21 protein-coding genes are annotated in these 22,094 nt (G+C 70.4%); 9 read left to right on the forward strand and 12 right to left on the reverse strand.

The features are described 5' to 3' along the window. The first annotated feature begins 1 nt into the window (after position 1). The gene (locus L3Q65_RS46840) at positions 2-1,090 is read left to right on the forward strand and encodes an FAD-binding oxidoreductase (protein ID WP_237598567.1); all 1,089 of its coding nucleotides are present in this window, start codon (positions 2-4) and stop codon (positions 1,088-1,090) included. A 90-nt stretch (positions 1,091-1,180) separates the two neighbouring features. Here L3Q65_RS46840 and yaaA read toward each other — a convergent pair whose 3' ends face one another. Beyond that, positions 1,181-1,924, reverse strand: a complete 744-nt coding sequence (gene yaaA / locus L3Q65_RS46845) for a peroxide stress protein YaaA (RefSeq protein ID WP_237598568.1) — start codon at positions 1,922-1,924, stop codon at positions 1,181-1,183. A gap of 66 nt (positions 1,925-1,990) precedes the next feature. On the opposite strand from yaaA, the gene L3Q65_RS46850 reads away from it, so the two are divergent. Continuing rightward, positions 1,991-2,956 carry a GNAT family N-acetyltransferase gene (locus L3Q65_RS46850; protein WP_237598569.1) on the forward strand — a complete coding sequence of 322 codons (966 nt, stop codon included), beginning with the start codon at positions 1,991-1,993 and terminating at the stop codon, positions 2,954-2,956. Positions 2,957-3,096: 140 nt separating this feature from the next. Here L3Q65_RS46850 and L3Q65_RS46855 read toward each other — a convergent pair whose 3' ends face one another. After that, positions 3,097-3,453 (reverse strand): VOC family protein, encoded by a 357-nt coding sequence (locus L3Q65_RS46855; protein WP_182896658.1) that lies wholly within the window; start codon positions 3,451-3,453, stop codon positions 3,097-3,099. A gap of 124 nt (positions 3,454-3,577) precedes the next feature. Between L3Q65_RS46855 and L3Q65_RS46860 the strand changes: the two genes are divergently transcribed. Both L3Q65_RS46860 and L3Q65_RS46865 read left to right on the forward strand, forming a co-directional pair. After that, entirely contained in the window at positions 3,578-5,326 is a 1,749-nt protein-coding gene (locus L3Q65_RS46860; protein ID WP_237598570.1) for a proline--tRNA ligase, read from the forward strand. A 5-nt stretch (positions 5,327-5,331) separates the two neighbouring features. Beyond that, positions 5,332-6,330: a hypothetical protein gene (locus L3Q65_RS46865; RefSeq protein WP_237598571.1), complete on the forward strand. Its 999-nt coding sequence runs from the start codon at positions 5,332-5,334 to the stop codon at positions 6,328-6,330. Here L3Q65_RS46865 and L3Q65_RS46870 read toward each other — a convergent pair. The 8 genes from L3Q65_RS46870 to L3Q65_RS46905 all read right to left on the reverse strand — a co-directional run bounded on the left by L3Q65_RS46870 (position 6,270) and on the right by L3Q65_RS46905 (position 14,740). Further along, positions 6,270-8,441 (reverse strand): bifunctional lysylphosphatidylglycerol flippase/synthetase MprF, encoded by a 2,172-nt coding sequence (locus L3Q65_RS46870; protein WP_182896661.1) that lies wholly within the window; start codon positions 8,439-8,441, stop codon positions 6,270-6,272. The genes L3Q65_RS46865 and L3Q65_RS46870 overlap by 61 nt on opposite strands. Positions 8,442-8,674: 233 nt before the next feature. After that, positions 8,675-9,376, reverse strand: a complete 702-nt coding sequence (locus L3Q65_RS46875) for a haloacid dehalogenase-like hydrolase (protein ID WP_304504594.1) — start codon at positions 9,374-9,376, stop codon at positions 8,675-8,677. A gap of 30 nt (positions 9,377-9,406) precedes the next feature. Further along, positions 9,407-9,817: a YjbQ family protein gene (locus tag L3Q65_RS46880; protein WP_237598573.1), complete on the reverse strand. Its 411-nt coding sequence runs from the start codon at positions 9,815-9,817 to the stop codon at positions 9,407-9,409. Between the two features lie 16 nt (positions 9,818-9,833). Beyond that, complete coding sequence (locus tag L3Q65_RS46885; protein WP_237598574.1) at positions 9,834-10,478, reverse strand: response regulator transcription factor; 645 nt, start codon at positions 10,476-10,478, stop codon at positions 9,834-9,836. A gap of 24 nt (positions 10,479-10,502) precedes the next feature. Then, a complete protein-coding gene (locus L3Q65_RS46890; RefSeq protein WP_237598575.1) occupies positions 10,503-11,810 on the reverse strand; it encodes a sensor histidine kinase in 1,308 nt (435 codons plus the stop codon). Between the two features lie 487 nt (positions 11,811-12,297). After that, positions 12,298-12,516, reverse strand: coding sequence for a hypothetical protein (locus L3Q65_RS46895; RefSeq protein WP_182896666.1), 219 nt, complete (start codon positions 12,514-12,516; stop codon positions 12,298-12,300). A gap of 8 nt (positions 12,517-12,524) precedes the next feature. Next, positions 12,525-13,634: an acyl-CoA desaturase gene (locus L3Q65_RS46900; protein ID WP_182896667.1), complete on the reverse strand. Its 1,110-nt coding sequence runs from the start codon at positions 13,632-13,634 to the stop codon at positions 12,525-12,527. A 17-nt stretch (positions 13,635-13,651) separates the two neighbouring features. Next, complete coding sequence (locus L3Q65_RS46905; RefSeq protein WP_182896668.1) at positions 13,652-14,740, reverse strand: ferredoxin reductase; 1,089 nt, start codon at positions 14,738-14,740, stop codon at positions 13,652-13,654. 93 nt (positions 14,741-14,833) lie between these two features. Between L3Q65_RS46905 and L3Q65_RS46910 the strand changes: the two genes are divergently transcribed. The 3 genes from L3Q65_RS46910 to L3Q65_RS46920 are packed head-to-tail and all read left to right on the forward strand — an operon-like array spanning position 14,834 to position 16,691. After that, on the forward strand, positions 14,834-15,511 hold the full coding sequence (locus tag L3Q65_RS46910; protein WP_370648165.1) for a TetR family transcriptional regulator: 678 nt from the start codon (positions 14,834-14,836) through the stop codon (positions 15,509-15,511). A gap of 4 nt (positions 15,512-15,515) precedes the next feature. Then, a complete protein-coding gene (locus L3Q65_RS46915) occupies positions 15,516-15,917 on the forward strand; it encodes a VOC family protein (RefSeq protein ID WP_237598577.1) in 402 nt (133 codons plus the stop codon). Between the two features lie 45 nt (positions 15,918-15,962). Continuing rightward, complete coding sequence (locus L3Q65_RS46920) at positions 15,963-16,691, forward strand: lipoate--protein ligase family protein (RefSeq protein WP_237598578.1); 729 nt, start codon at positions 15,963-15,965, stop codon at positions 16,689-16,691. Between the two features lie 77 nt (positions 16,692-16,768). Here the strand turns inward: L3Q65_RS46920 and L3Q65_RS46925 are convergent, their stop codons facing one another. Further along, complete coding sequence (locus L3Q65_RS46925; protein ID WP_237598579.1) at positions 16,769-17,422, reverse strand: histone-like nucleoid-structuring protein Lsr2; 654 nt, start codon at positions 17,420-17,422, stop codon at positions 16,769-16,771. 145 nt (positions 17,423-17,567) lie between these two features. Here L3Q65_RS46925 and L3Q65_RS46930 point away from each other — a divergent pair, with 145 nt between their 5' ends. After that, the gene (locus L3Q65_RS46930) at positions 17,568-18,962 is read left to right on the forward strand and encodes an NAD(P)/FAD-dependent oxidoreductase (RefSeq protein WP_182896673.1); all 1,395 of its coding nucleotides are present in this window, start codon (positions 17,568-17,570) and stop codon (positions 18,960-18,962) included. A gap of 30 nt (positions 18,963-18,992) precedes the next feature. Next, the gene (locus tag L3Q65_RS46935) at positions 18,993-19,562 is read left to right on the forward strand and encodes a TetR/AcrR family transcriptional regulator (RefSeq protein WP_182896674.1); all 570 of its coding nucleotides are present in this window, start codon (positions 18,993-18,995) and stop codon (positions 19,560-19,562) included. 60 nt (positions 19,563-19,622) lie between these two features. Here L3Q65_RS46935 and L3Q65_RS46940 read toward each other — a convergent pair whose 3' ends face one another. Continuing rightward, a complete protein-coding gene (locus L3Q65_RS46940) occupies positions 19,623-22,070 on the reverse strand; it encodes a hypothetical protein (protein WP_237598580.1) in 2,448 nt (815 codons plus the stop codon). Between the last annotated feature and the right edge of the window lie 24 nt (positions 22,071-22,094).

Below are 22,094 nucleotides of genomic sequence, written 5' to 3' on the forward strand. Positions count from 1 at the left end.
CATGCGCGTGATCGTGATCGGCAGCGGAATCGGCGGGGCTTCGACGGCTTACCATCTGGCGCTGCGCGGAGCGGACGTCGTCGTGGCGGACGCGGATCGGGCCGGGGTGGCGACCGACGCGGGCGCCGGGATTGTCAGCCCTTGGACGTCTTCCTGGGACGACGCCGTCTATCCGCTCGCGGCTGCTGCTGGACGGTATTACCCGGCTTTGGCGGCGGAACTGAGCGAAGCTGGGCACGAATCGTCGTACGAGGTCGTCGGCGGGATGGTGGTGTCGGCTTCCGCGGACGAGCTGACTGAGGCTTACGACCGGCTTGCCGGGCGGGTGGCGGACGCGCCGGAGGCCGGGGTTCTTGAGCGGCTTGACGAGGGACAGGCTCGGGAGCTTTTTCCGCCGTTGGCTCCGGAGTTGGCTGCGGTCCATCTGTCGGGGGCCGGGCGGGTGGACGGGCAGGTGCTGCGTCGTGCGCTGATCTCCGCGGCGATTGACCGGGGCGTTGAGTTCGTGACCGCGGAGGCTTCGCTGGAGCCTGGGTTGCGAGTGCGGGCTGGTACGGAGGAATTGGCGGGGGACGCGGTGGTGCTTGCTGCCGGGGCCTGGTCGGGGGAGGTGGCCGAGGCGCTGGGGGTGCCGGTGCCGGTGGTGCCGCAGCGGGGGCAGATCAGTCATTTCGATCTGCCTGGGGTGGAGACTGCCGGCTGGCCGGTGGTGTTGCCTCGGAGCAGTCATTACCTGCTGGCGTTTCCCGGGGGCCGGGTGGTCGCGGGGGCTACGCGGGAGAGCGGGGCCGGGTTTGATCACCGGGTGACCGCGGCTGGGCAGCGGGAGGTTCTGGAGCAGGCGTTGGCTGTCGCGCCGGGGCTGGGGCATGCCGGGCTGGTGGAGACCCGGGTGGGGTTTCGGCCGTTGTCTCCGGATGGGCTGCCGTTGCTGGGGCAGGTGGCGCCCGGGCTGTATTTGGCGACCGGGTTTGGGCCGGCGGGGCTTACGTTGGGGCCGTTTGCGGGGAAGTTGGTGGCGGAGCTGGTACTGGGGGCGGATGTTCCTGGGGAACTGCTGGCCGGGTTTGGGGTGGGGAGGTTTTCTTGAGTTCTCCCGGTCGGCTCGTCGCCCCCGCCACCCCGAAGCCACGATTGTGCTGACAGGCGGCGGGTGTGTCGGCGGCTGTTGGGGGCGTGGTCAGTCAGTGAGCAGCTCTAGGGCGTGGTCGCCGGTTTGTTCTACGGCCAGGCCCGCTTTGGCGATTACGCGTACTAGTTGGTCCACAGTGGACGGTTCGGTGCGCGAGGTCGCCAGCACTGCGGCCAGTTTTCCCTTGTATGCCTTGTTGAAGTGGCTCACTGTGGTGCGGTTGCCGTCGGCGTCTTCGGTTACTACCCGGACGGTTACCGCGTCTGCGCGCAGCTTCGCGAAGGCGGCGTACGTGCCGGAGCGGAGGTCTACTAGCAGGCCTTCGACGTTCTGCAGTACTGGTTCCAGGACTGGCTTCCACAGGCCTCGTACGGTGCCCAGCGCGGGGACCGTGTTGCCGCCGGAGAGGCGGTAGGCGGGGATGGGGTCGGTGGCCGCTACGACGCCGAACAGGGACGACGTCACGGCCAGCCGCTGTTGTGCTTTCGCCAGTCCGGCGCGGGTGAAGCTCTTGATGTCGAGCGCGTCGTAGAGAACGCCCGTGTAGCGGCGCAGGGCGGGCATCGTCGGGGAGGTCCAGAGCTGGGCGTTGCGGGTGACCTCGTCCGCTTGGCGCGCGGAGATGCCCAGCGCGGCGAGGCTCGCCGGGACGTCGGCCGCGAGTTCCACGAGGGCGTCGGCCAGTTTGGCGCGCACCGGGTTCAGCTCGGGGAACGACAGGGCGTCCAGGTCCAGCGGCGCGCCTTTGCCGCCGTCGGCCTTGGTTTCTGAAGGGGGGAGGAGCACCAGCACCCCCGGAGCGTAACCGCCGGGTAATCCAGGTGCGGCGGCCGTGTGCCGCTCCTTACTCTGGCTCGCATGGAACTCACCTGGCGCCCGCTCACGCTCGCCGACGTCGAGGCCGTCACCCGGCTCTGCACGGTCGCGGAGGAAACCGACCGGACCGGTGAGCATTGGGACGAGGGCGACGTGCGCCAGGAGATGTCGGGCCCGTCGGTCGATCTGCCTGGCGCGAGCGTCGGAGCGTGGGACGGTTCGCGCCTGGTGAGCTACGCACTGGTCATCCCGCGTGACGCCGCCGAGCCGGTGCACCAGCCGCACGTGGCGTCGCTGACCGACCCGGAGTACCGGACGGACGAGGTCGCCTCGATGCTGACCGAGTGGCTCGTGCGCACGGCCCGCAGCGTCCACGCCCGGCACTTCCCGGACGCGGAGCTCGAACTCCACGCCGGCGCGCACGAGAACGAGCAGTGGTACCTCTCGCTGCTTGAACGCGGCGGGTTCAAGCAGGAGCGCACCTTCGTGGAGATGCGTGCGGACCTGACCTCGCTGCCTGCCGCCCCGCCGCTCCCGGACGACCTTCCGCTGGCCGCCTGCGAGGAGCGCTACGACGCCTTGGTTCTCGACGCGCGCAACGCCGCGTTCGCTGGTCACTGGGGCAGCACGTGGCTCTCGGCCGACGAGTGGAAGCACCGGTTCCGCGGCAACAAGGACTTCCGGCCGGACTTGTCGTTCCTCCTCCTTTCTCCGGAACGCGACCGGGTGGTGGCGTTCGTGATGTCGTCGTTCTACGAGGCGGACGCACTGGCGACGGGCGTGCGGGAGCTGCACGTCAACTACGTCGGGACCGTGGCGGAGGCCCGCGGGCGAGGACTGGCGTCCGCCCTGCTCGACCACACCCTCGAAGCCGGTCGCGCCGCCGGCTTCGAGAGGTCGTCGCTGTCGGTGGACGTGGACAACACCCATCGCGCGCTCGCGGTGTACGAGCGGTGCGGATATCGGACGGCTGAGCGGAATTACGGGTACGTTCTGCCGCTCACCTGACCCGGCTCACCTGACCCGCTCGGCTGACCCCGCTCGGCCGAGTCCAGCGGGGTACGTCGCCGTCCGCCCCACCCGCGCTCCGCGCGCCCTCAGCCCGAGCCAGCCGCAGTCACCCAGCCCGGGCACGTCTCATCACGTCCTCAATGCGCCCCCTTCTCCGACACGCAGAACACGTTCCCCTCCGGATCCTCCAGCACCGTCCACTCCAGCCCGGGCGCCGAATGCTTCCCCAGCTCCACCGCGCCCAGCCCCACGAGCCGCCGGACCTCCGCCTCCCGGTCGTCCGCTCCGAAGTCCACGTGGACGCGGTTCTTCCCGGACCGGGGCTCCGGCACCCGCTGCAACCCCAGCCGGGGCCCGCCCGGCGCCGGGCCCTCCAGCATCACGAACTCGCCGTAGTCCGCGGCCACCGAAACGCCCAGCGCCGCCGTCCAGAACTCCGCCAGGCGCTGCGGCTCGGCGCAGTCGACGGTGATCATGCCCATCTCCAAACCCATGCCCGCACGCTAACCGCGACCACCGACAAAAACGGCGGCCGCCGATAACCCGCATGCGTCGCGGCCAGGGGGTTGACTACTCTGTGCGAAACGTCTAAAGCCCGCTCAGCGCAGGGAGTCCCCAGTGATCACCAGGATGTCGTCGTTGTTCCTCCGCACGCTGCGCGAGGATCCGGCGGACGCCGAAGTGCCCAGCCACCGGCTGCTGGTGCGCGCCGGCTACGTCCGCCGGGTCGCCCCGGGTGGTTACTCGTGGCTGCCGCTCGGGCTGCGCGTGCTGCGCCGCGTCGAGGAGACCGTGCGCCAGGAGATGAACGCGATCGGCGCGCAGGAGATCCAGTTCCCCGCGCTGCTGCCCCGCGAACCCTACGAGGCCACGAACCGCTGGACCGAGTACGGCGACAACCTCTTCCGCCTCAAGGACCGCAAGGGGGCCGACTACCTCCTCGGCCCGACCCACGAGGAGCTGTTCGCGCTCACCGTGAAGGGGGAGTACAGCTCCTACAAGGACTTCCCGGTCACGCTCTACCAAATCCAGACCAAGTACCGCGACGAGGCGCGTCCCCGGGCGGGCATCCTGCGCGGGCGCGAGTTCGTCATGAAGGACTCGTACTCCTTCGACCTCGACGACGAGGGCCTCGAGCGCTCCTACCAGGCCCACCGCGACGCCTACATCAAGCTGTTCGACCGTCTCGGCCTCGAGTACGTCATCGTGGCCGCCACGTCCGGCGCGATGGGCGGTTCGGCGTCCGAGGAATTCCTCGCGGTCGCGGAGAACGGCGAGGACACCTTCGTCCGCAGCACCGAATCGGGTTACGCGGCGAACGTCGAAGCCGTCGTCACGCCGATGCCCGCCGCCCGTCCGCTCGAGGGGTTGCCCGAGGCGCAGGTCCACCACACGCCGGACACGCCGACCATCGAGACCCTCGTCGCGTTCTTCAACGCCGCCGGGCTCGGCCGCGAGTTCACCGCGGCGGACACGCTGAAGAACGTCCTGGTCAAGACGCGTCAGCCGGGCACGAAGGAGTGGGAGCTGCTCGGCATCGGCGTCCCGGGCGACCGCGAGGTGGACTTCAAGCGGCTCGAAGCGGCACTCGAACCCGCCGAGGTGGAACTGCTCGAAGAAGCCGACTTCGCGAAGAACCCGTTCCTCGTCAAGGGGTACATCGGCCCGAAGGCGTTGCAGGAGAACGGGGTCCGCTACCTCGTCGACCCGCGCGTGGTCGAGGGCACGGCCTGGCTGACCGGCGCCGACCAGCGCGACCACCACGTGCTCGACCTGGTCGTCGGCCGCGACTTCACCCCGGACGGCACGATCGAGGCCGCCGAGGTTCGCGAGGGCGACGCGTCGCCGGACGGGCACGGCACGCTCGTCGCCGCGCGCGGCATCGAGATCGGGCACATCTTCCAGCTCGGCCGCAAGTACACCGACGCCTTCGAGGTCGACGCGCTCGGCCCGGACTCCAAGCCGGTCCGGATCACCATGGGCTCCTACGGCGTCGGCGTCTCCCGCCTGGTCGCCGTGCTCGCCGAGCAGAACCACGATGAGCAGGGCCTCGTGTGGCCGCGCGAGGTGTCGCCGTTCGACGTGCACGTGGTCATCGCGGGCAAGGACGAGACGGTGCGCGAGGGCGCGGAGAAGATCGCCGCCGAACTCGACGCCGCCGGTCTCGAAATCATCCTCGACGACCGCAAGGCGACTCCTGGCGTGAAGTTCGCCGATGCGGAGCTGGTCGGCGTCCCGACGATCCTCGTCGTCGGCCGCGGCCTCGCGAACGGGCTGGTCGAGGTCAAGGACCGGCGCACTGGCGAACGCGAGGAAATCGCCGTCGACTCGGTCGTCGACCACCTCGCGAAGCTCGTCCGCGGCTGAAGCCGGTGGGCTGGTTCGGACGCAACCGCCGCGACGACGGCGGGTACCGGGACAACGCCGCGCTGAGCGGCTTCGGCGGGTACGAGCCGTCCGACGCGCCGAAGTTCCCCAGCGCCGGGTACGGGAAAACCGACCCGGCGCCGGGGCCGTCCGAACCAGCCCCGCAGCCGCGGGAAACTCCGGCTGAACCGGACCCCATGCGGCAGACGCTCACCCCGGCACAGCTCCGGCGATCCACGCCCCGCAAGGTCAACCTCCGCCTGGTCAAGGCGGTCCCGATCGTCATCTTGATCGGGGTGTTCGGCTACAACGTCTTCTCCGGCAAGAGCCACCATTCCGCCAGCACGGACGACACTCCGCGCGCCCCGTACACCTATCAGCCCGACCCCCGGGTCGTCGTGCCGCCGGTGGTCGCGGGATGGCAGTCAGTGGCGAGCAAAGACGGCAGCTACGCGTACGACGTGCCGCGGTCCTGGGAACCGGCTCCGACCACGCTGCACGGCTGGGACCCGGCCGCTGGATCGCCCGGCATCAACCTGTCCACCAGCGCGTTCCTCGGCAAGGGCAGCTGCAAGGAAGACCCGGTCGGCCAGGTCGGCGGCGCTGGCTTCACCACCGAGAAGACCAGCGACGCCGCTGAAGCCGCCCGCAAGGCCGTCGCTGACCTGGGCGTCAGCGCGTACACCGGCGAAGGCGCTCCGGCCGCGAAGGTGACGCCTGGTGCGCCGGAGAAGGCCGAAGTCAAGATCGAGAACGAAAGCCGCGAAGGCACGCTCGTGGTCGCCGACGTGGTGCCGAGCAACGCGCCGTGCCAGCCGCGGAGTGTGCTGGTCGGGGCGCTCGCGCTCGGCGCCGGCGAAAAGTCGGCTGTGCTGGTCGCGTATTCCGAACAAGGCCGCCCGGGCTCCGCGTCCCGGGACGACCTCGTCCGGATCCTGCACAGTTACCGCGGCGTTCCGGCCGCGGACCGGTCCACGACCACGCCGCCGCCGACCACGCGCTGACGCCGCAGCGCCAGCTTCGCGAAGTCCATCAGCCCGGCGTTCGGCAGATACGCGCGGCCGAGCGCGATCCCGATCCGCGGCAGATCGGCCTCGTCTCGGTAAGCGAGGTACAACGGCTCGTGCCGCGGCTGGAACTTCGCCTTGAACGCGTGCAGGGAACGGAATCCGTAGTACGGCTCCATCATCGAGCCCAGCGCGTCCAGCATCCGGTCGACCATCTGCCGCGGCGTGCTGTCGTTGCTGCGGACCAGCGGCGCGCCCGAGAGCGACACGAACTTCGCGCCCTCCTCACGGAACGCCAGGCACGTCGAGGCGATCAGGAATTCCATCACCGGCCGGAAACCGCCCGCGCGGCGGCGCATCACGTCGAGCGTCCAGCCGCCGACCTCGCCGTCGCCGGTGTGCACCGGCAGCCACGACGTCACGCCGTGCACCGTGCCGTCCGCGTCGACCGCGAGGCCGACCCGCGTCGCCGGGTCCATCGCCTGGTCCACGCCGCCGAGCGTGAAGCCCATTTCCGGAAGGCCCTTGTCGCAGATCCATTCCTCGGACAGCGCCCGCACCTGTTCGCGAATCGACCACGGCTGTTCGGCCAGCCGCACCAGCCGGAACTCGATCCCGTCCTTCTTCGCGCGGTTCAGCGCGGTCCGCACGTCCTGCCAGGCCTTGCCGCGGAACTGGAGGTTTTCCAAGTCCACCAACGTGTCTTCGGCGACCTGCACGTGCTTCCAGCCCAGCTTCTCGGTCTGCGCGACGGTCCCCGCTGTCGCGGAGAAGACGCACGGCACGAGCCCGGTGTTCTCGCACATCGCGGAGAACTCCCGCAGCGTGCGGTCGCTCGTCCCGTCGGGGGCGACCGGGTCGCCGAGCGCCACCGCGACGCCGGCGTGCCGCTGGTACGCCAGGTACGACGTGCCGTCGGAGGCGACGAAGTAGGTGTTCTGCGGCCAGGTCGTCATCCACGAGATGGTGCTGCCGCCGTTGCGGCCCAGCAGAAGCCGGGCGAAAGCCGGGTCCGGCCCGCCGCGGAAGAGTTTGCGCCGCCTGCGCCGCGAGGGCACGCGGAACGCGCGCCGGGCCGAGATCAGCAACACGAGTTCGACTGTCCACAGCAGATTGTCCACGATGAACAGCGGCGGGCTGCTGAGGTCGTAGTCCTCGCGGATCAGCTGCGTGATCGCGACGAGCCCGGCCAGCACCGCCATCTGCGACGCGGCGAGCACGCACAGCGCGATCGCGCACCGCCAGGCGAACCGCGAACCGCGGCGCAGCCCGTTGAGGATCGGCACCGCGACGATGCACAGCGGGAGAAGTTCGTTGCCGGACAACGAGATCGAATCCGACGATCCGAACGGCCCGTCGCCGGGGACCAGCCACATCACCACTTCGGCGACGACCAGCAGCACCAAACCGGCCGACGCGAGCAGCCGCCATTCGCGCAGCGACGGCTTGTTGGCGTTGCGTGCGGCGGGCCCGGCGAGCCGCCGGCCCAGCGGCAGCGCGAGAACGAGCGCGAAGAAGTGCACGAGATCGGCGAGCGTGCCGACATAGACGATCGCTACCCCGGCGTACACGCAGAGCCCGGCTCGCAGGCGCAGCCGCCATGGCGTGCGCAAGGTCGCGCTGGTGATGGCGATCGCGGCGAGCGCGCCGCCGGAGAAGCCGACGTCGAGCGTGCCGGAGATCCGGTCGGCCCACGCCCAGCCGGAATTGCGGGAAAGCTCGAGGAACTGCACCGCCACGACCGTCGACACCAATTGCCCGCCGATGGTCACCGCCATCGCCCGCCGGGTGCCGAGGTGCCATTCGGCGAATCCGGCCATGAGCGCGAAGCTGCCCGCCATCGGCAGGTAGAACCACGGGCGCAGAGCGTAGAACGGCCCGGTGAACAGCGTCCACCAGCGGCCGTGTTCGAGCGAGGGAAGGCCGTAGGCGTAATAGTGGAAAGCGTGCTGGTGCTCGGCGGCGTGCCACAGCGAACCAGTCGCGACCCCCACGATCAAGATGGCGAGCACGACGGTCGTCGTGAACGGAATCCGGTGCCACAGCACTGCTAGCCGTCCGCGTGCCTCTCCGGCCGTGAGGCCGGTTCCCCCCTGTGCGATCGTCATGGGGAAAGTTTGGCGCGGCGATCTTAAGCGGTCATCGGCCGTCGGACCTACTTCTCCCCCTAAGGGACTGCTACCCCAGGGGGACCCGACCCTGGTCCCAAGGCTGACCCCCGGCGTACGGCAGCACGCTCACCAGCGGAAATGGGCTGGCATTCGGCTAATTGGCGGCGTATCCGACCCGGAACAGGGGTTGACGCCCAATGCGCTCGAACGAGTGATCCCGGTCGCTTGCCTCAGGGTGTTCCGAGCACCGCCGCGCGGACCGCGGAGAGGTCGGCGAGGTCCGGCAAAACCAGGTTCGCTCCGGCGGCGGCCAGTTGCCCGGCGGAAAACCGGCCAGTAGCAACGCCGATCGCCACCGCGCCGTACTCGAGCGCGGCCTCGATGTCGTGGGGCGTGTCCCCGAGAATCACTACGGATTCAGCGGGGAATTCCGTGTCATGCTTCGTTTCCGCCGCTTTGACGGCGTGCGGAACGAGATCCGCGCGGCGAGCCGAAAGCGAACCGTAGCCGCCGATCTCCAGGTCGAGATGTTCGTCGAGACCGAGCGCGGCGAGCTTGTGCAGCGAGATCTCCGGCAGGTTTCCGGTGACGAGGCTCTGCACGACGCCGTCGGTCTCGGCGAAGTCGGCCAGCACGGCCGCCGCGCCGTCGAGTGCCCGGCCTTCCTCGGGCAAGGTTTCCCTGGCGCGTTCGACGGCCGCGATCAGCTCCCGCCACATCCGCTGGATGGTGTCCTCGTCCGGTTCGATCCCGTGCAGGGTCAGCACGTCGGCGGTGATCGCGCGTTCGGTCCGGCCGCCGAAGTCCGGGGGCGTGCGGAACTCCGCGCCGGTCGCGGCGGAGAGCGCGGCGCCGTACCAGCCGATCCCGAGCCCGGTGTAGTCGACGAGCGTGTGGTCGATGTCCCAGAGCACCAGCCGGTGCGCGCGAATGGCCGTCACGGCAGCGATGCTACGGCGGGATCAGCCGGTGAGGTAGCTGAAGCGGACCCGGCGGACGGGGTTGTCGACGTTCGTGTCCACCAGGCACACCGACTGCCAGGTGCCGAGCAGCAGCACGCCGCCGAGCACCGGCACGGTGGCATACGGCGGCAGGAACGCCGGAAGCACGTGGTCGCGGCCGTGACCGCCAGTGCCGTGCTGGTGGCGCCAGCGGCTGTCTCGGGGGAGCAGGTCGTCGAGCGCGGCGAGGAGGTCGTCGTCGCTGCCCGCGCCGGTTTCCAGCACGGCGAGCCCGGCCGTCGCGTGCGGCACCCACACGTGCAGCAGGCCGTCGGTGGCGTCGGCGTCGCGCAGGAACCTCTCGGCCTCCCGGGTCAGGTTGTGCACGACCGCGGTGTTGCCGGTGTGCACCTCGATCTCGGTGGAGTACATACCGCCAGGGTAGGCGTCAGGAATCGAGATAGCGGAGCACGGCGAGGACGCGCCGGTTGTGCCCGTCCGACGGAGGCAGGCCCAGCTTGCCGAAGATGCTCGTCACGTACTTCTCGACCGAGCCCGCGGACAGGAACGCCTCCGCCGCGATCGCCGAGTTCGACCGGCCCTGCGCCATCAGGCCGAGGATCTCGCGTTCGCGCGGCGTCAGCTCGGCGAGCGGACCGGCCTGGCCGGTGGTCGCGAACAGCTGGCGGACGACTTCCGGATCGAGCACCGTCTCGCCGGCGGCGACACGTTCCAGCGCGGTGAGGAAGTCCGACACCTCGGCGACGCGGTCCTTCAGCAGGTAGCCGACCGCGCCCGCTTCCCCGGCGAGGAGTTGCTTGGCGTAATTGGTCTCGACGTACTGTGAGAAGACGAGAATCGCGCAGCCGGGCCGTTCGGCGCGGAGGTCGATTGCCGCGCGCAAGCCTTCGTCGGTGTGGGTCGGCGGCATTCTGATGTCCACAATGGACACATCGGGCTGATGCTCGCGGACGGCGGTGCGGAGGTCGTCGGCGTTCTTCACTGCCGCTGCTACCTCGTGGCCGCGCAGGCCCAGCAATTCGACGAGACCCTGGCGCAGGATGGCCGAGTCCTCCGCGATCACGATCCGCACGATTTCCCCCTCATTTCACCGAGCTTAGCGGGGCAGCGGGAGCGTGGCGGTGACAACGGTCGGGCCGCCTGCCGGGCTTGAGACGGACAGTTCGCCGTCGGCCGGGCGGAGGCGTTCGGCGATGCCGGCCAGTCCGCCGCCGGGGATGACCGCGGCACCGCCTGCGCCGTGGTCGATTACGGTCAGCCGCAGGACGTCTTCGCGGTCTTCGACCAGGACTGTGCAGCGTCCGGCGCCGTGTTTGGACGTGTTGGTCATGAGCTCGGCGGCGGCGAAGTAGACGATCGTTTCCAGCGACGGCGGCGGGCGGCGGCTCAGTTCCACGGTGACTGTCGCGGAGAAATCGGCAGAGCTGGCCAATGTGGACAGTGCGAGGCTCAAGCCCTTGTCCAGTGCCGCGGGGTGGATGCCGCGGGCCAGGTCGCGTAGTTCGGTGAGGGCTTGTTTGGCGTTGCTGTGGGCCGCGTCGACCAAGGTGCGGATCTGGTCGAGGTCGACGACGTCGGTGGCCAGTTCTTCTTTTGCCAGGCCCAGTTTCATGGCCATGGCGACCAGTTGGGCTTGGGCGCCGTCGTGGAGGTCGCGTTCGATGCGGCGGAGTTGTTCCGCTGCTTCGTCCAGTGCGGTGGCGCGGGTTTCTTCGAGGAAGCGGACTCGTTCGCGCAGGCCCGGGTCGGCGACCAGGGTGCGGAGGAGGAGGCGGTCTACGCCGGTGACGAGGTGCACTACGGCGGGCCAGACCGCCAGGATCAGGATGCCGGAGATGCACCAGGCCAGGGAACCGATCCAGTTGTCGCTCTGGATGTTGAAGACCGGGAGGCCGTGGCCGGGTCTGGTCTCGAGGAGCCAGGTGAAGGGGTAGGTGAAGGAGGCCAGGCCGTAGAAGCCGAGGGTGCCGGTGCCCAGGAGAGACAGCAGCGCGGTGGGGAGGCGGACCAGGAGGTACGCGACGGATCGCCAGGCTGTGCGGTCGGAGAGGCGGGCGGTCAGCCAGTTCCAGAGGCCTGGTTTGAGGTCGGTTCTCGGCGGGGGCGGGAGCGGGAGGTTCAGGAGTTTCGCGGCCAGGCGGCGGTGGAGGCCGCCGAAGAGCTTGGCGGTTTTGAGGACCGTGGTGAGGATGAGGAGGCCTAGGAAGATCGGAGTCAAGGCCAGGCCGAGGGTGGTTCCCGCCAGGAGGATGATTACGGAGAGCAGGGGGATGAGGCCGGTGGCGGCTGTCCAGGCGGCTTCGGTGAGGGCCTGGCGAGGGGTTGGGGGCCAGAGGCGGCGGAGGTCGGTGAGGTTTATCTGGTGACCTGGGGTCCGCGCGGGGCGGGGCGGGGTGGTGGTCACTGGGGTGAGTGTGCCGGGTTGTGCCGTGCGGGGGTAGCGGGGTGGCTGGTGGGTTGGGGTGGGGGATAGCCCTACCTCGTCGCCTGGCGGCGACATTGGCTCGGGCTTGCGTGGGGCACCCCGAAGCTTGATTGTGCTGACGGGCGGCGGGTGCTTGTCAAGGCGGGAAAGATGCCTTGACAAGCACCCGCCGCCCGCAGGGAGGCTTCGTATCGGGGTGCGGGGGAGGGGCTGGGTGCCTCGATGGGTGGGTGCGTCGGCTGCGGTTAGTGGCTGGGGCGGGCTTGCGCCCCAATGTGGCATTGGGTGCGTCGGATGCACCCAATGTGGCGTTCGGTGCGTGGGATGCACCCAATGCCGCATTGGGGCGCATCCGGCTGGCGGGCGGCGGTCCGGGAAGGGGCCCCTCACTGCCGGTGGAGTGTCGTGAGGGCAACCCTGACGGAATCAGAGTTCCGCAGGGTTCCCCTCACGCACTTGCTGCGGGTCAGTCTGTTTCGTGGGATTGGTCTAGGCGGGCGTCGTCTTCTTTGGCGCGTTGGGCTGCTTCGCGCATTTCGATGACGTCGGTGAACCAGTCACCGGTTTCGCGGGCTATGTCGCGGACCGCGCCCGTAATTATCGTGGCGATGTTGCCGATGTGGGTGGCCGCGGACTCCGTCAGCTCCTGCACGGTGTCCTTGCCACTTTCGAATGGGCCGACCATGGGCTTCCTCAGGCTGCTCGGAGTTGCCGTTCGGGGTCCACGGTAGCGGGCGGGGCCGGGGTTCCGGGGAGGGCCAGCCGCGCGATCTTCTTGGCCACCGACCACAACTGCTTGTGCAGAGGGCCGGTGTTGTAGGGCAGGCCGTAGCGTTCGCAGATTTCCCGCACCTCGCCCGCGATCTGCGGGTAGCGGCGCGCGGGCAGGTCCGGGAACAGGTGGTGCTCGATCTGGTGCGAGAGGTTTCCGGACAGAATGTGGAACAGCGGGCCGCCGGTGATGTTCGCGGAGCCCAGGATCTGGCGCAGGTACCACTGGCCGCGCGTTTCGTTCTCGGTCTCTTCCTCGGTGAAGCTCTCGACGTCCGCCGGGAAGTGGCCGCAGAAGATGATCGAGAACGCCCACAGGTTGCGGACCAGGTTGGCGCTCGCGTTGCCCAGCAGCGTCAGCGGCGCGAGCGGGCCGGTGAGCAGCGGGAACAGGACGTAGTCCTTGCCGATTTGGCGCGAGGCCTTGCGGACGATCCGGCGCAGCACCGGGACGTTTTCCGCCCAGGTTCGCTCGCCCTTCACCACCCGGTCGACCTCCAGGTCGTGCAGCATGACGCCCCACTGGAACAGCAGCGCGAGCAGCGTCGCGTACACCGGGTTGCCCAGGTAGTACGGATGCCACTTCTGCGCCGGGTCCATCCGCAGGATTCCGTAGCCGACGTCGCGGTCCTTGTCGACGATGTTGGTGTACGTGTGGTGGATGTAGTTGTGCGAATGCCGCCAGTTCTCCGACGGCGCGACGGTGTCCCATTCGAACCGCTGCGAGCTCAGCTCCGGGATGCGCGTCCAGTCGTACTGGCCGTGCATCACGTTGTGGCCGATCTCCATGTTGTCCAGGATTTTCGCCGCCGACAGCGCCGCGACGCCCGCCAGCCACGCGGGCGGCAGGAAGCCGGCGAACAGCAGGCCCCGGCCGGTCACCTCCAGCGCGCGCTGGGTCTTGATGATCTTGCGGATGTACTCGAGGTCTTCCTCGCCGAGGTCGTCGACGATCCGCTGGCGCAGCGCGTCGAGTTCGCGGCCGAATTCCTCGACCTGTTCGGGGGTCAGGCGGTCCTGCAGACCGGTCATGATGCTTCCTCCGGTGGTCAGGCGTCGATTTCGACGTCCCCGACGGGGACGCTGACGCAGAGCTGGATTTCTTCGTTCTCCTCGCCGGAGACCTCGCCGGTGCGGGCGTTGCGGACGCGTCCGGCGGTTTTGAGCTGCGTGCAGGAGAAGCAGATGCCCATCCGGCACCCGTGTTCCGGCGTCAGGCCCGCGTCCTCGGCCTGTTCGAGCAGCGGCTTGCCGGAGTTGTCGCACTCCCGGCCGCTGCGGGCGAAGCGCACCCGGCCTTCGGCGGCCTCCGCGGCGAAGGTCAACGGTGCTGCCGTGAACTCTTCGGTGTGCAGTTGTGCACTCAACCCCTCGTTCCCGAAGAGTTCACGGGCGGCGGCCATCAGCGGAGCGGGGCCGCAGAGGAACGTCTCGGCCTCGCGGAACCACGGCGCGGCCTTCTCCAGGTGCTCGACGGAGAACAGGCCGTGCAGGTCGCCGCCGCGGCGGGCGTGGGTGTGGGCGTGGACCACGCGGAACGCCGGGTGCCGGGCAGCGAGTTCGGCGAGTTCTGCCCGGTAGAGCGCGTCCGCGGGGGTGTTCGAGTAGTGCAGGAACACGATCTCGCCGGGGTGTCCCTCGGCGACGAGCGTCCGGGCCATCGCGAGCACCGGCGTGATCCCGCTGCCGCCGCTCATCAGCACGATCCGGTCCGGCCGCGGCGACGGCAGGGTGAACTCGCCATCTGCGGGCGAAAGACCGACCACCGCGCCGACCTCGGTGTTCTGCAGATGCCGCGACACCAGGCCCTTCGGGTCGGCTTTCACGGTGAACTCCAGGTCGCCGCTGCCTTGCGCGCCGCACGGCGAGTAGCAGCGGGTCCGGCGCACGCCGTCGATCTCCACCTGCATCCGCACGTACTGGCCGGCGCGGAAGCCCTGCCACGCCCGGCTCGGCCGCACCGTGAAGGTGACGGTGTCCGGCGTTTGATGCCGCACGGCGGTGACGCGGCCGCGGATCTCGCGCCGCACCAGCATCGGGTCGACCAGTTCGAGGTACCGGTCCGCGCCGTGCGGGGTGAGCAGCGCCTCGGCGAGCGAGACGAGTCCGCGCACGCGGCGCGGGAGCAGTGCGGTCATCACCCCTCCAGAAGTTTGAGTGCACAGTCGTACACTGACTAGTGTGGGGTCAAGGCCCCGGGGCCTGTCAACGCGGAAGCGAGGTGATGTGACGTGGGCCATGCGGCGATCGCCAGTACGCTGCTCGACGTGTCCGCAGCCGAGGAGCCGGCCGGCCCGGTGAGCCGGCAGGAGCGCAAACAGCGCACCCGTCAGGCGCTGCTCGACGCGGCGCTCGACCTGCTCGCCGACCGGAGTTTCGCCAGCCTTTCGCTGCGCGAGGTCGCGAAAGGCGCGGGCATCGTGCCGACGGCGTTCTACCGGCATTTCTCGTCGATGGAGGAGCTGGGCGTCGCGCTGGTCGAGGAGACCACGCGCACGCTGCGCGGCCTCCTTCGCGGCGCGCGCACCGAGCAGAGCGGCTACGGCGGGATGATCCGGGCTTCGGTGCACACGCTGCACCGGCACGTCCGCGAGCACGAGGACCACTTCCGGTTCGTCACGCGCGAGCGCTACGCCGGGCCCGGCGCGGTGTCCCGGGCGATCGCGGTCGAGATGCGGATGTTCTCCAGCGATCTGGCGCTGGACCTGGCGCGCTTCGATCCGCTGCGCACCTGGCCCACCGAGGACCTGCACCTGCTGGCCGACCTCATCGTCACCGCGATGCTCGGCACGGTCGCCGAACTGCTGGAAATCCGCCCCGGGGACACCGCGGCCGACGAGCGCACGTTGGTCGCGGCCGAAAAACGGCTCCGGATGATCCTGCTCGGCGTGCCGCACTGGCAGCCTTAGCGGCATGGCCTTCCTGCAGCTGACCGCGATCATCGTCGACGACTACGACGAGGCGATCGACTTCTTCACCCGCGCGCTGGGCTTCGACCTGGCCGAGGACTCGCCGTCGCTCACCAACGACGGCCGCCCCAAACGGTGGGTGGTCGTCCGCCCGCCCGGCGGCGAAACCGGCATCCTCCTGGCTCAGGCCGACGGCGAACGGCAGTCCCGCGCGGTCGGCGACCAGCACGCCGGCCGGGTCGGGTTTTTCCTGCGGGTGGACGACTTCGCGGCCAGCTACGAGCGGATGCGGGACGCCGGGGTGGAGTTCCTCGGCGAACCGCGGACCGAGCCCTACGGCCGGGTCGTCGTGTTCCGCGACATCGCCGGCAACCGCTGGGACCTGCTCGGACCGGCCGCTTTCTGAGCCTGTTCTACGATCCCGGGGTCCAGCAGATCGTGGAGGAACGCTATGCCGAGCGGGTCGGAAGTCCGAGCCGAATTCACCGACCCAGCCGAAAACCTGGCGTTCGACGAAGCACTGCTGCGCGAGGGCCCGACGGGCCCGGTGGTGTGGCTGTGGCGGAATCCAGTGTGCGTCGTGGTCGGCCGTGGCCAGCGAATCGCGCGCGAAGTTCGCGTGGCCGAATGCGCTCGTGACGGGGTTCCCGTGCTGCGGCGAGCCAGTGGCGGCGGCACGGTGTTCCACGACCCGGGCAATCTCAACGTGACGCTCGTGCTGCCCGGCCCGGCGCCGCGTCCGTTGGAAATGCTCGGCCTCGTGATGTCCGCCGCGGTGGAGAAACTCGGTCTCCCGGCCAGGATCGGCGACCGAGGGATCTTCGTCGGCGACGCGAAACTGTGCGGGTTCGCGGTGTTCCGGACCAAAGACGTGTTGCTGGCGCATTCGACGCTGCTGGTCGACACCGATGCCGCTCGCGTCGGCGCTTATCTCACCGGTCCGCCGCCGGACCCGAAGCCGCTGGATTCGCACCGGAGCAAGGTCGCGTCCCTGCTTGAGCACGGGGTACGGCTGCCGCTGGCGGAAGTGGAAGACACCGTCCGCGCGGCCGCGGCGGGACTGCTCGGTCCGCTCCCGCCGCGCGAACCGACGGCGGGAGAGCTGGAACGGCAGCGGGCATTGCTGTGGAGCCGTTACGAGTACCCGGAGTGGCATGCCGAGGGACGGCAGCGTTCGTAATCGCCTTGCCCTGGCCGAAAGTCCGTGCGGGGAACCCTGCGGAATCAGAGTCCCGCAGGGTTCCCCGCACGGACGGATCAGTTGCCGGAGGAGGAGAACAGCACCTGCGGCACCGCGCCGGCCGCACGGCGGCGCGGCTTGGCGGCGGACTTGGCCGTTGCCGGAGCGGCGGTCTTCGCGGCTGCGGAGGTCTTGGCGGTCGCGGTCTTCGCGGGTGCGGGCGCCTTGGCAGTCGCGGTCTTCGCGGCGGGAGCCTTGACCGCAGCGGCCTTTGCCGACTTGGCGGCGGTCTTGGTTGCCGCGGCGCTCGTCGACTTCGCCGTGGTCTTGGTCGCGGCGGGCTTGGCTGCCGCGGACTTCGCCGGGGCCTTGCGGGCGGTCCCGGTCGCGCCACCCGTTCGGGCAGTCTTCGCCGCGGTCTTCGCGGTACCGGCGGCAGCGGTCTTCTTGCCGGCAACGGCTTTCCCGGCCTTGCCCGCCGCGGCGGCCTTTTCCGCCACCGGCTTCGCCTCGGCCTTCTTCGCGCCGGCGACCAGCCGCGGCCGCAGCTTCCGCCCGCCCGTCCGGCGGCCCGCCTTGGCGTACCGCTCCAGCAGTCGCCGGAGCGCGGCCGCGTTGCGGGCGCCGAGGTCGATGTCGTACTCGACGCCGTCCAGCGCGAACGCGACGGTCTCGGCCGCGCGTCCTCCGGTCAGGTCGTCCTGAGTGCGGACAGCAGTGTTCCTCGCCATGGGAGCCTCCCGTGCTCGATCGTGGTCGTGCGTGCAACCGGCACGGCGACGACCCGGATTCCGCGGTGCCGCCGGTTTCTTGCAGCTCTCGTACGAGAATACCGGCAGGCTTGCGCGAACCTGCGCGGTGGTGTGCGCTGTGCCCATGGCAGCAGAGACTTTCGACGTCGTGGTCATCGGGGCGGGTCCGGTCGGGGAAGTGGCGGCGGAACGGGCCGCCAAGGGCGGGCTCAAGGTGGCGCTCCTCGAACACGAACGGTTCGGCGGGGAGTGTTCGTACTGGGCGTGCATCCCGAGCAAGGCGTTGCTGCGCCCGGGAAACCTGCTCGCCGCGGCCAAGCGGATGCCCGGCGTGCCGATCGGCGACGGGCTCGACGCGGAGAAGGTGCTCGCGCGCCGCGACTGGTTCACCGGCAAGGGCGACGACTCCGGACAGGTCGAATGGGCGCGCGGCGCGGGCATCGAACCCGTGCGCGGCTACGGCCGGATCACCGGCGAGCGCGAGGTCACACTCGACGACGGCCGCGTTTTCTCCGCCCGGCACGCGGTGATCGTGTGCACTGGCAGCGTCCCGCGCACGCCGCGGATTCCGGGGCTGGACACCATCAAGCCGTGGGGCTCGCGGGAAGCGACGTCGGCGACCGAGGTGCCCGGACGGCTCGGCGTGCTCGGCGGCGGCGTGGTCGGCGTCGAAATGGCGCAGGCGTGGGCCCGGCTCGGCGCGCAGGTCGACCTCGTGATCACCGGCGAACGCCCGCTGCCTCGGCTGCCGGAGTTCGCCGGAGACCTGGTCCTGGACGGATTGCGCGAGGCAGGCGTCCGCGTGCACCCGAACTCGGGCTTGAGCGAAGTGTCCAGTGTGGACGGTGGAACTCGGCTGAAACTGTCCGGCGGCGGCGAGATCGTCGTCGACGAGCTCCTGGTCGCCACTGGTCGCGCGCCCGCGACCGGCACAATCGGGCTGGACGTCCTCGGCCTGCCCGCCGACGGTCCGCTCCAGGTCGACGAAAGCGGCCGAGTGTCTGCTGTGGAGGGTGGCTGGCTGTACGGCGCGGGTGACGTCACCGGTCGTGCTTTGCTGACCCACCAGGGAAAATACGCCGCTCGCGTCGTCGGGGACTCGGTCGCCGCCCGCGCCCGCGGCGAGGAGATCTCCACCGAACCGTGGAGCCGCTACAGCGCGACCGCCGACCACCACGCGGTGCCGCAGGTGGTGTTCACCGACCCGGAAGTGACGTCAGTCGGCCTCACCGAGGCGCGCGACGGATCCGCGGACCGGGTGGTGGACATCGACATCGCGGTCGCCGGTTCCTCCCTGCACGCTGATGGGTACCAGGGCAAAGCGCGCATGGTCGTCGACACCGAACGCGGCGTCGTGCTGGGTGTCACGTTCGTCGGCCAGGACGTGGCGGAACTGCTGCACTCGGCGACGATCGCGGTCGTCGGCGAGGTGCCGCTGGACCGGTTGTGGCACGCGGTCCCCGCGTTCCCGACGATCAGCGAGGTGTGGCTGCGGCTGCTGGAGGCTTACGGGCTCTGAACGGCGGTGCCGGTCCGGTAACGTCGGGGCATGACCAGCGCCCCCGTTCCCGGCCGTCGTGAACGCAAAAAGGCGGCGACCCGCCAGGCGCTGGCCGACGCTGCCCTGCGGATGTTCCTCGAGCGCGGCTACGACCAGGTGACCGTGCGCGAGATCGCCGACGCCGCCGACGTGTCCACCACCACGCTGATGAAGCACTTCCCGACGAAGGAAGCGCTCGTTTTCGACCGGGAGCCCGAGGTGGACGAGGCGCTGGTCTCGGCCGTCCGCGACCGGCCGGAGGGCACGTCGGTGCTGGAGGCGCTCCGCGCGCACATCCACGTGCGGGCGACCTCCGGCATCCGCGCGGAAGCCGCGCCGCTGCTGCGGTTGGTGCGGGAGACGCCCGCGCTAGCCGAGTACTGGCACAAGATGTGGATGGGCCACGAGCACACGCTGAGCCGCGTGATCGCGGAGGAAACCGGCGCGCCGGAGGGGGATTCGCGGTGTGCGGTGCTGGCCCATTTCGCGCTGGAGACGGCTGTGCTGGCCGATCGGTCGGACGATCCGCCGCGGGTTGTGGACGTGGCGTTCGACCTGTTGGAGAACGGGTGGCAGTGAGGCGTTCGCTCGGCAAGGCAGCGGCGAGCTGAACGCGGTCTCGGCCGGTGGGCCGTTCCCTCAGGACGGCAGCTGCAAGTCGAGCGCGCCTTTCGCCGCGCGGGCGAGGCCGGGATCGTCCGCAGTGGACGGTCCGGGTTGCCAGACCGCTTGCACGATCCGGACGCCGTTCCCGTCGATCTTGCTGGCGTAGGCGGCGCCGTCGAACTGCGGCGGCCCCGAAGGCCACTTGCCGGTTTCCGTGGCGACGTCCAGGATTCCGCCGCCGCCCGGGTTGTCGGCGATCTGCTTCAGGTGATCGGCCTGCCCGGCATCGGGAAACTCGACCACCGCGACAGTGACCGCGGCCGGCCGCCCGTCCACGAGCGCCGTGTAGCTCGCGCGGCGGACCGCGGAGCAACTGGTTTGCTGGAGGCTCGCCTGGACGTCCCCGAAAGCGTGCGAGGCGCACTTCTGGTCGGCGCTGCTCGCGCGGGGTTCGAAGGTGAGAGTCGGGGCCGGCGGGGCGCTCGACTTCGCGCTGCTCGGCACCGGGCTCGGAACGCTGCTCGGCGGCGCACTGCTGGCGGGCGGTGCCGCCGTTGTCTCGTCGCCGCCGCTGGTCGCCACGACGATCGCCGACACCACCAGGACGACCAGCAAGACGATCGCCGCGATCGGCACCCACTTGACCGTCCGGGAGGCCGGTTTTCCAGGCCCGGCCGGGGAGTTCGGGCCCGCTCCGGCGCCGGTTCCTGCTCCGCCTGCCCCGGTGCTGGGTCCTGCCGCGGCGGCTCCGGCTCCGGTTCCCGCACCCGCGGTTGCCCCTGTTCCGGCTGTCCTGGTGCCAGGTCCTGCAGCGGTGTTTGCCCCTGCTCCAGCTCCGGGACTGACTGTCCTCGATCCGGCTCCCGCGCCCGCGGCAGGAGCCGGTCGCGCAGGCTGAGGCGCACCTCGCGGGGGGCTGCTCGGCCCGGGAACATGCCCGGGCACGACCGGCGGAACGGCTCCGTGCGGACGTCCGGCAGGCTGCGGCTTAGCCGGAGACGGCATCTTCTCGGTCGGAGCCTCGGGCGGGTCAGCCGACTCGGTAGGCGCTTCGGAAAGCGACTCCAGTTCGATCGACGGAATCTCCGGCCGAGGCGGCCGCACCGCGATGATCTTCGGCCGCGGCACCGGGGAAGCGGCGGATTTCGGTGCGGGGGAAGGGTTGCTGGGGGAAGCAGCGGCCTTCGGCGCCGTGGTGCCGTTGCTGGCGCCGGGGAAGACGGGAAGCCCTCGGGTATCCGCGGTGCCGGCTGGGGTTTGCGGCCCCGCGGCGCCGGGGACGGCATCCCCAGCGGATCGTCCAGGCGCGGCATCGGCTCCGGCGCTGGGGAAACCGGCCGGACCCGGCCCAGCAGCGCCGGGCTCGGCCGAACCGGAACCGGCGACGTTCACCCCGACGGCGCCTGGAGCGACGGCGCCCGGTCCAGTGGCAGCGGAGGGAGCCGCGGCGTTCGCCTCGATGGCTCCGGAGGTGGCTGCGCCCGATCCGGCGGCACCGGAGGAAGCGGTGCCGGACTCGGCCGCGTTCGATCCGGCCGCGCCGGAGGAGGTTGTGCCGGAACTGGCGGTGCCCGGCCCGGCGGCATTGGCCTTGGCCGAGGCTGGAGCGGAGTTTCCCGGACCAGGCGAGTCCGAACCCGTGGCAGCGGTTCCGGCGGGGCCGGACATCGCCGCGGCGGCGCTGGCGGCTCCTGCGGAGACCCCGGCCGTTCCCAGGCCGACGGCTGTGCTCGACCCGGCGTTGCCTCCGGAAGCAGGGCCCGTCGGGGAACCGGAGTTCGCGACTGGAGCGCTATTGCTCGCCGGGCCACTGCCGCCTTGGCTCGCTGCCGCACCAGAACCAGCCCCAGCGGACCGAGGCCCAGGAGGAACCGGAACGTCGTCCGCGAACCGCACGAACCCTTCCCCGCGCAAAACCTCGTCCGAAAGCTCCGGCGCGTCCGGTGCCAGCGCCGCGATCAACGCGCGTGCCTGGTCCACCGACCGCGGATGCCGCGCCGTGGCCAGAGACACCGTCGCGGCCAGCATGGTCGTCGGTGTCGGGTGCAGCACCCGGACCGGGCCCGCGAGGTCGCCCGGCGGCTGGTCGACAGTCTCCACGTACGGGCCGACCGCCACGATCGTGCCGACCGGGCCGCCGCCGAGTTCCGCGATGCGGCGTTCGCATTCCTGGGACAGGTCGAGCGCTTCGGTGGCGGGGTTGACGTCGTCGCCGTGGACCAGCGGCCAGCCGTCCGCTTTCCACGGGCCGCTCAGCGGGGCTTCGAGGCGCAGGGCCGGGTCGGGCAGGTCCACGCCGATCACGACCAGCACACCCGCGGGCAGCACGACCACCGCCTCGACCGGACGGTCTCCGGTCGGGCGGGCGCCGACGAGCGCTACGCCGCCGATCACCGTGCTCCCCCGGCCGAGGGAGGCCAGTGCGGCCCGCACGTCTTCCGCGACGCGCGAGGGCTGCTGCCCGAGACGGACCAGTCGCACCGAAATTCTCCTGTCGAATCCGCA

The sequence above is a fragment of the Amycolatopsis sp. FU40 genome (assembly GCF_021903635.1).
GTDB classification, from domain to species: Bacteria; Actinomycetota; Actinomycetes; order Mycobacteriales; family Pseudonocardiaceae; genus Amycolatopsis; species Amycolatopsis dendrobii.

Excerpts from the sequence above, each read along its gene's own strand:
- L3Q65_RS46840 (WP_237598567.1), top strand. The coding sequence starts at position 2 with ATGCGCGTGATCGTGATCGGCAGCGGAATCGGCGGGGCTTCGACGGCT.
- L3Q65_RS46850 (WP_237598569.1), top strand. The coding sequence starts at position 1,991 with ATGGAACTCACCTGGCGCCCGCTCACGCTCGCCGACGTCGAGGCCGTC.
- L3Q65_RS46855 (WP_182896658.1), bottom strand. The coding sequence starts at position 3,453 with ATGGGTTTGGAGATGGGCATGATCACCGTCGACTGCGCCGAGCCGCAG.
- L3Q65_RS46870 (WP_182896661.1), bottom strand. The coding sequence starts at position 8,441 with ATGACGATCGCACAGGGGGGAACCGGCCTCACGGCCGGAGAGGCACGC.
- L3Q65_RS46880 (WP_237598573.1), bottom strand. The coding sequence starts at position 9,817 with ATGTACTCCACCGAGATCGAGGTGCACACCGGCAACACCGCGGTCGTG.
- L3Q65_RS46895 (WP_182896666.1), bottom strand. The coding sequence starts at position 12,516 with ATGGTCGGCCCATTCGAAAGTGGCAAGGACACCGTGCAGGAGCTGACG.
- L3Q65_RS46900 (WP_182896667.1), bottom strand. The coding sequence starts at position 13,634 with ATGACCGGTCTGCAGGACCGCCTGACCCCCGAACAGGTCGAGGAATTC.
- L3Q65_RS46905 (WP_182896668.1), bottom strand. The coding sequence starts at position 14,740 with ATGACCGCACTGCTCCCGCGCCGCGTGCGCGGACTCGTCTCGCTCGCC.
- L3Q65_RS46915 (WP_237598577.1), top strand. The coding sequence starts at position 15,516 with ATGGCCTTCCTGCAGCTGACCGCGATCATCGTCGACGACTACGACGAG.
- L3Q65_RS46920 (WP_237598578.1), top strand. The coding sequence starts at position 15,963 with ATGCCGAGCGGGTCGGAAGTCCGAGCCGAATTCACCGACCCAGCCGAA.
- L3Q65_RS46925 (WP_237598579.1), bottom strand. The coding sequence starts at position 17,422 with ATGGCGAGGAACACTGCTGTCCGCACTCAGGACGACCTGACCGGAGGA.
- L3Q65_RS46930 (WP_182896673.1), top strand. The coding sequence starts at position 17,568 with ATGGCAGCAGAGACTTTCGACGTCGTGGTCATCGGGGCGGGTCCGGTC.
- L3Q65_RS46935 (WP_182896674.1), top strand. The coding sequence starts at position 18,993 with ATGACCAGCGCCCCCGTTCCCGGCCGTCGTGAACGCAAAAAGGCGGCG.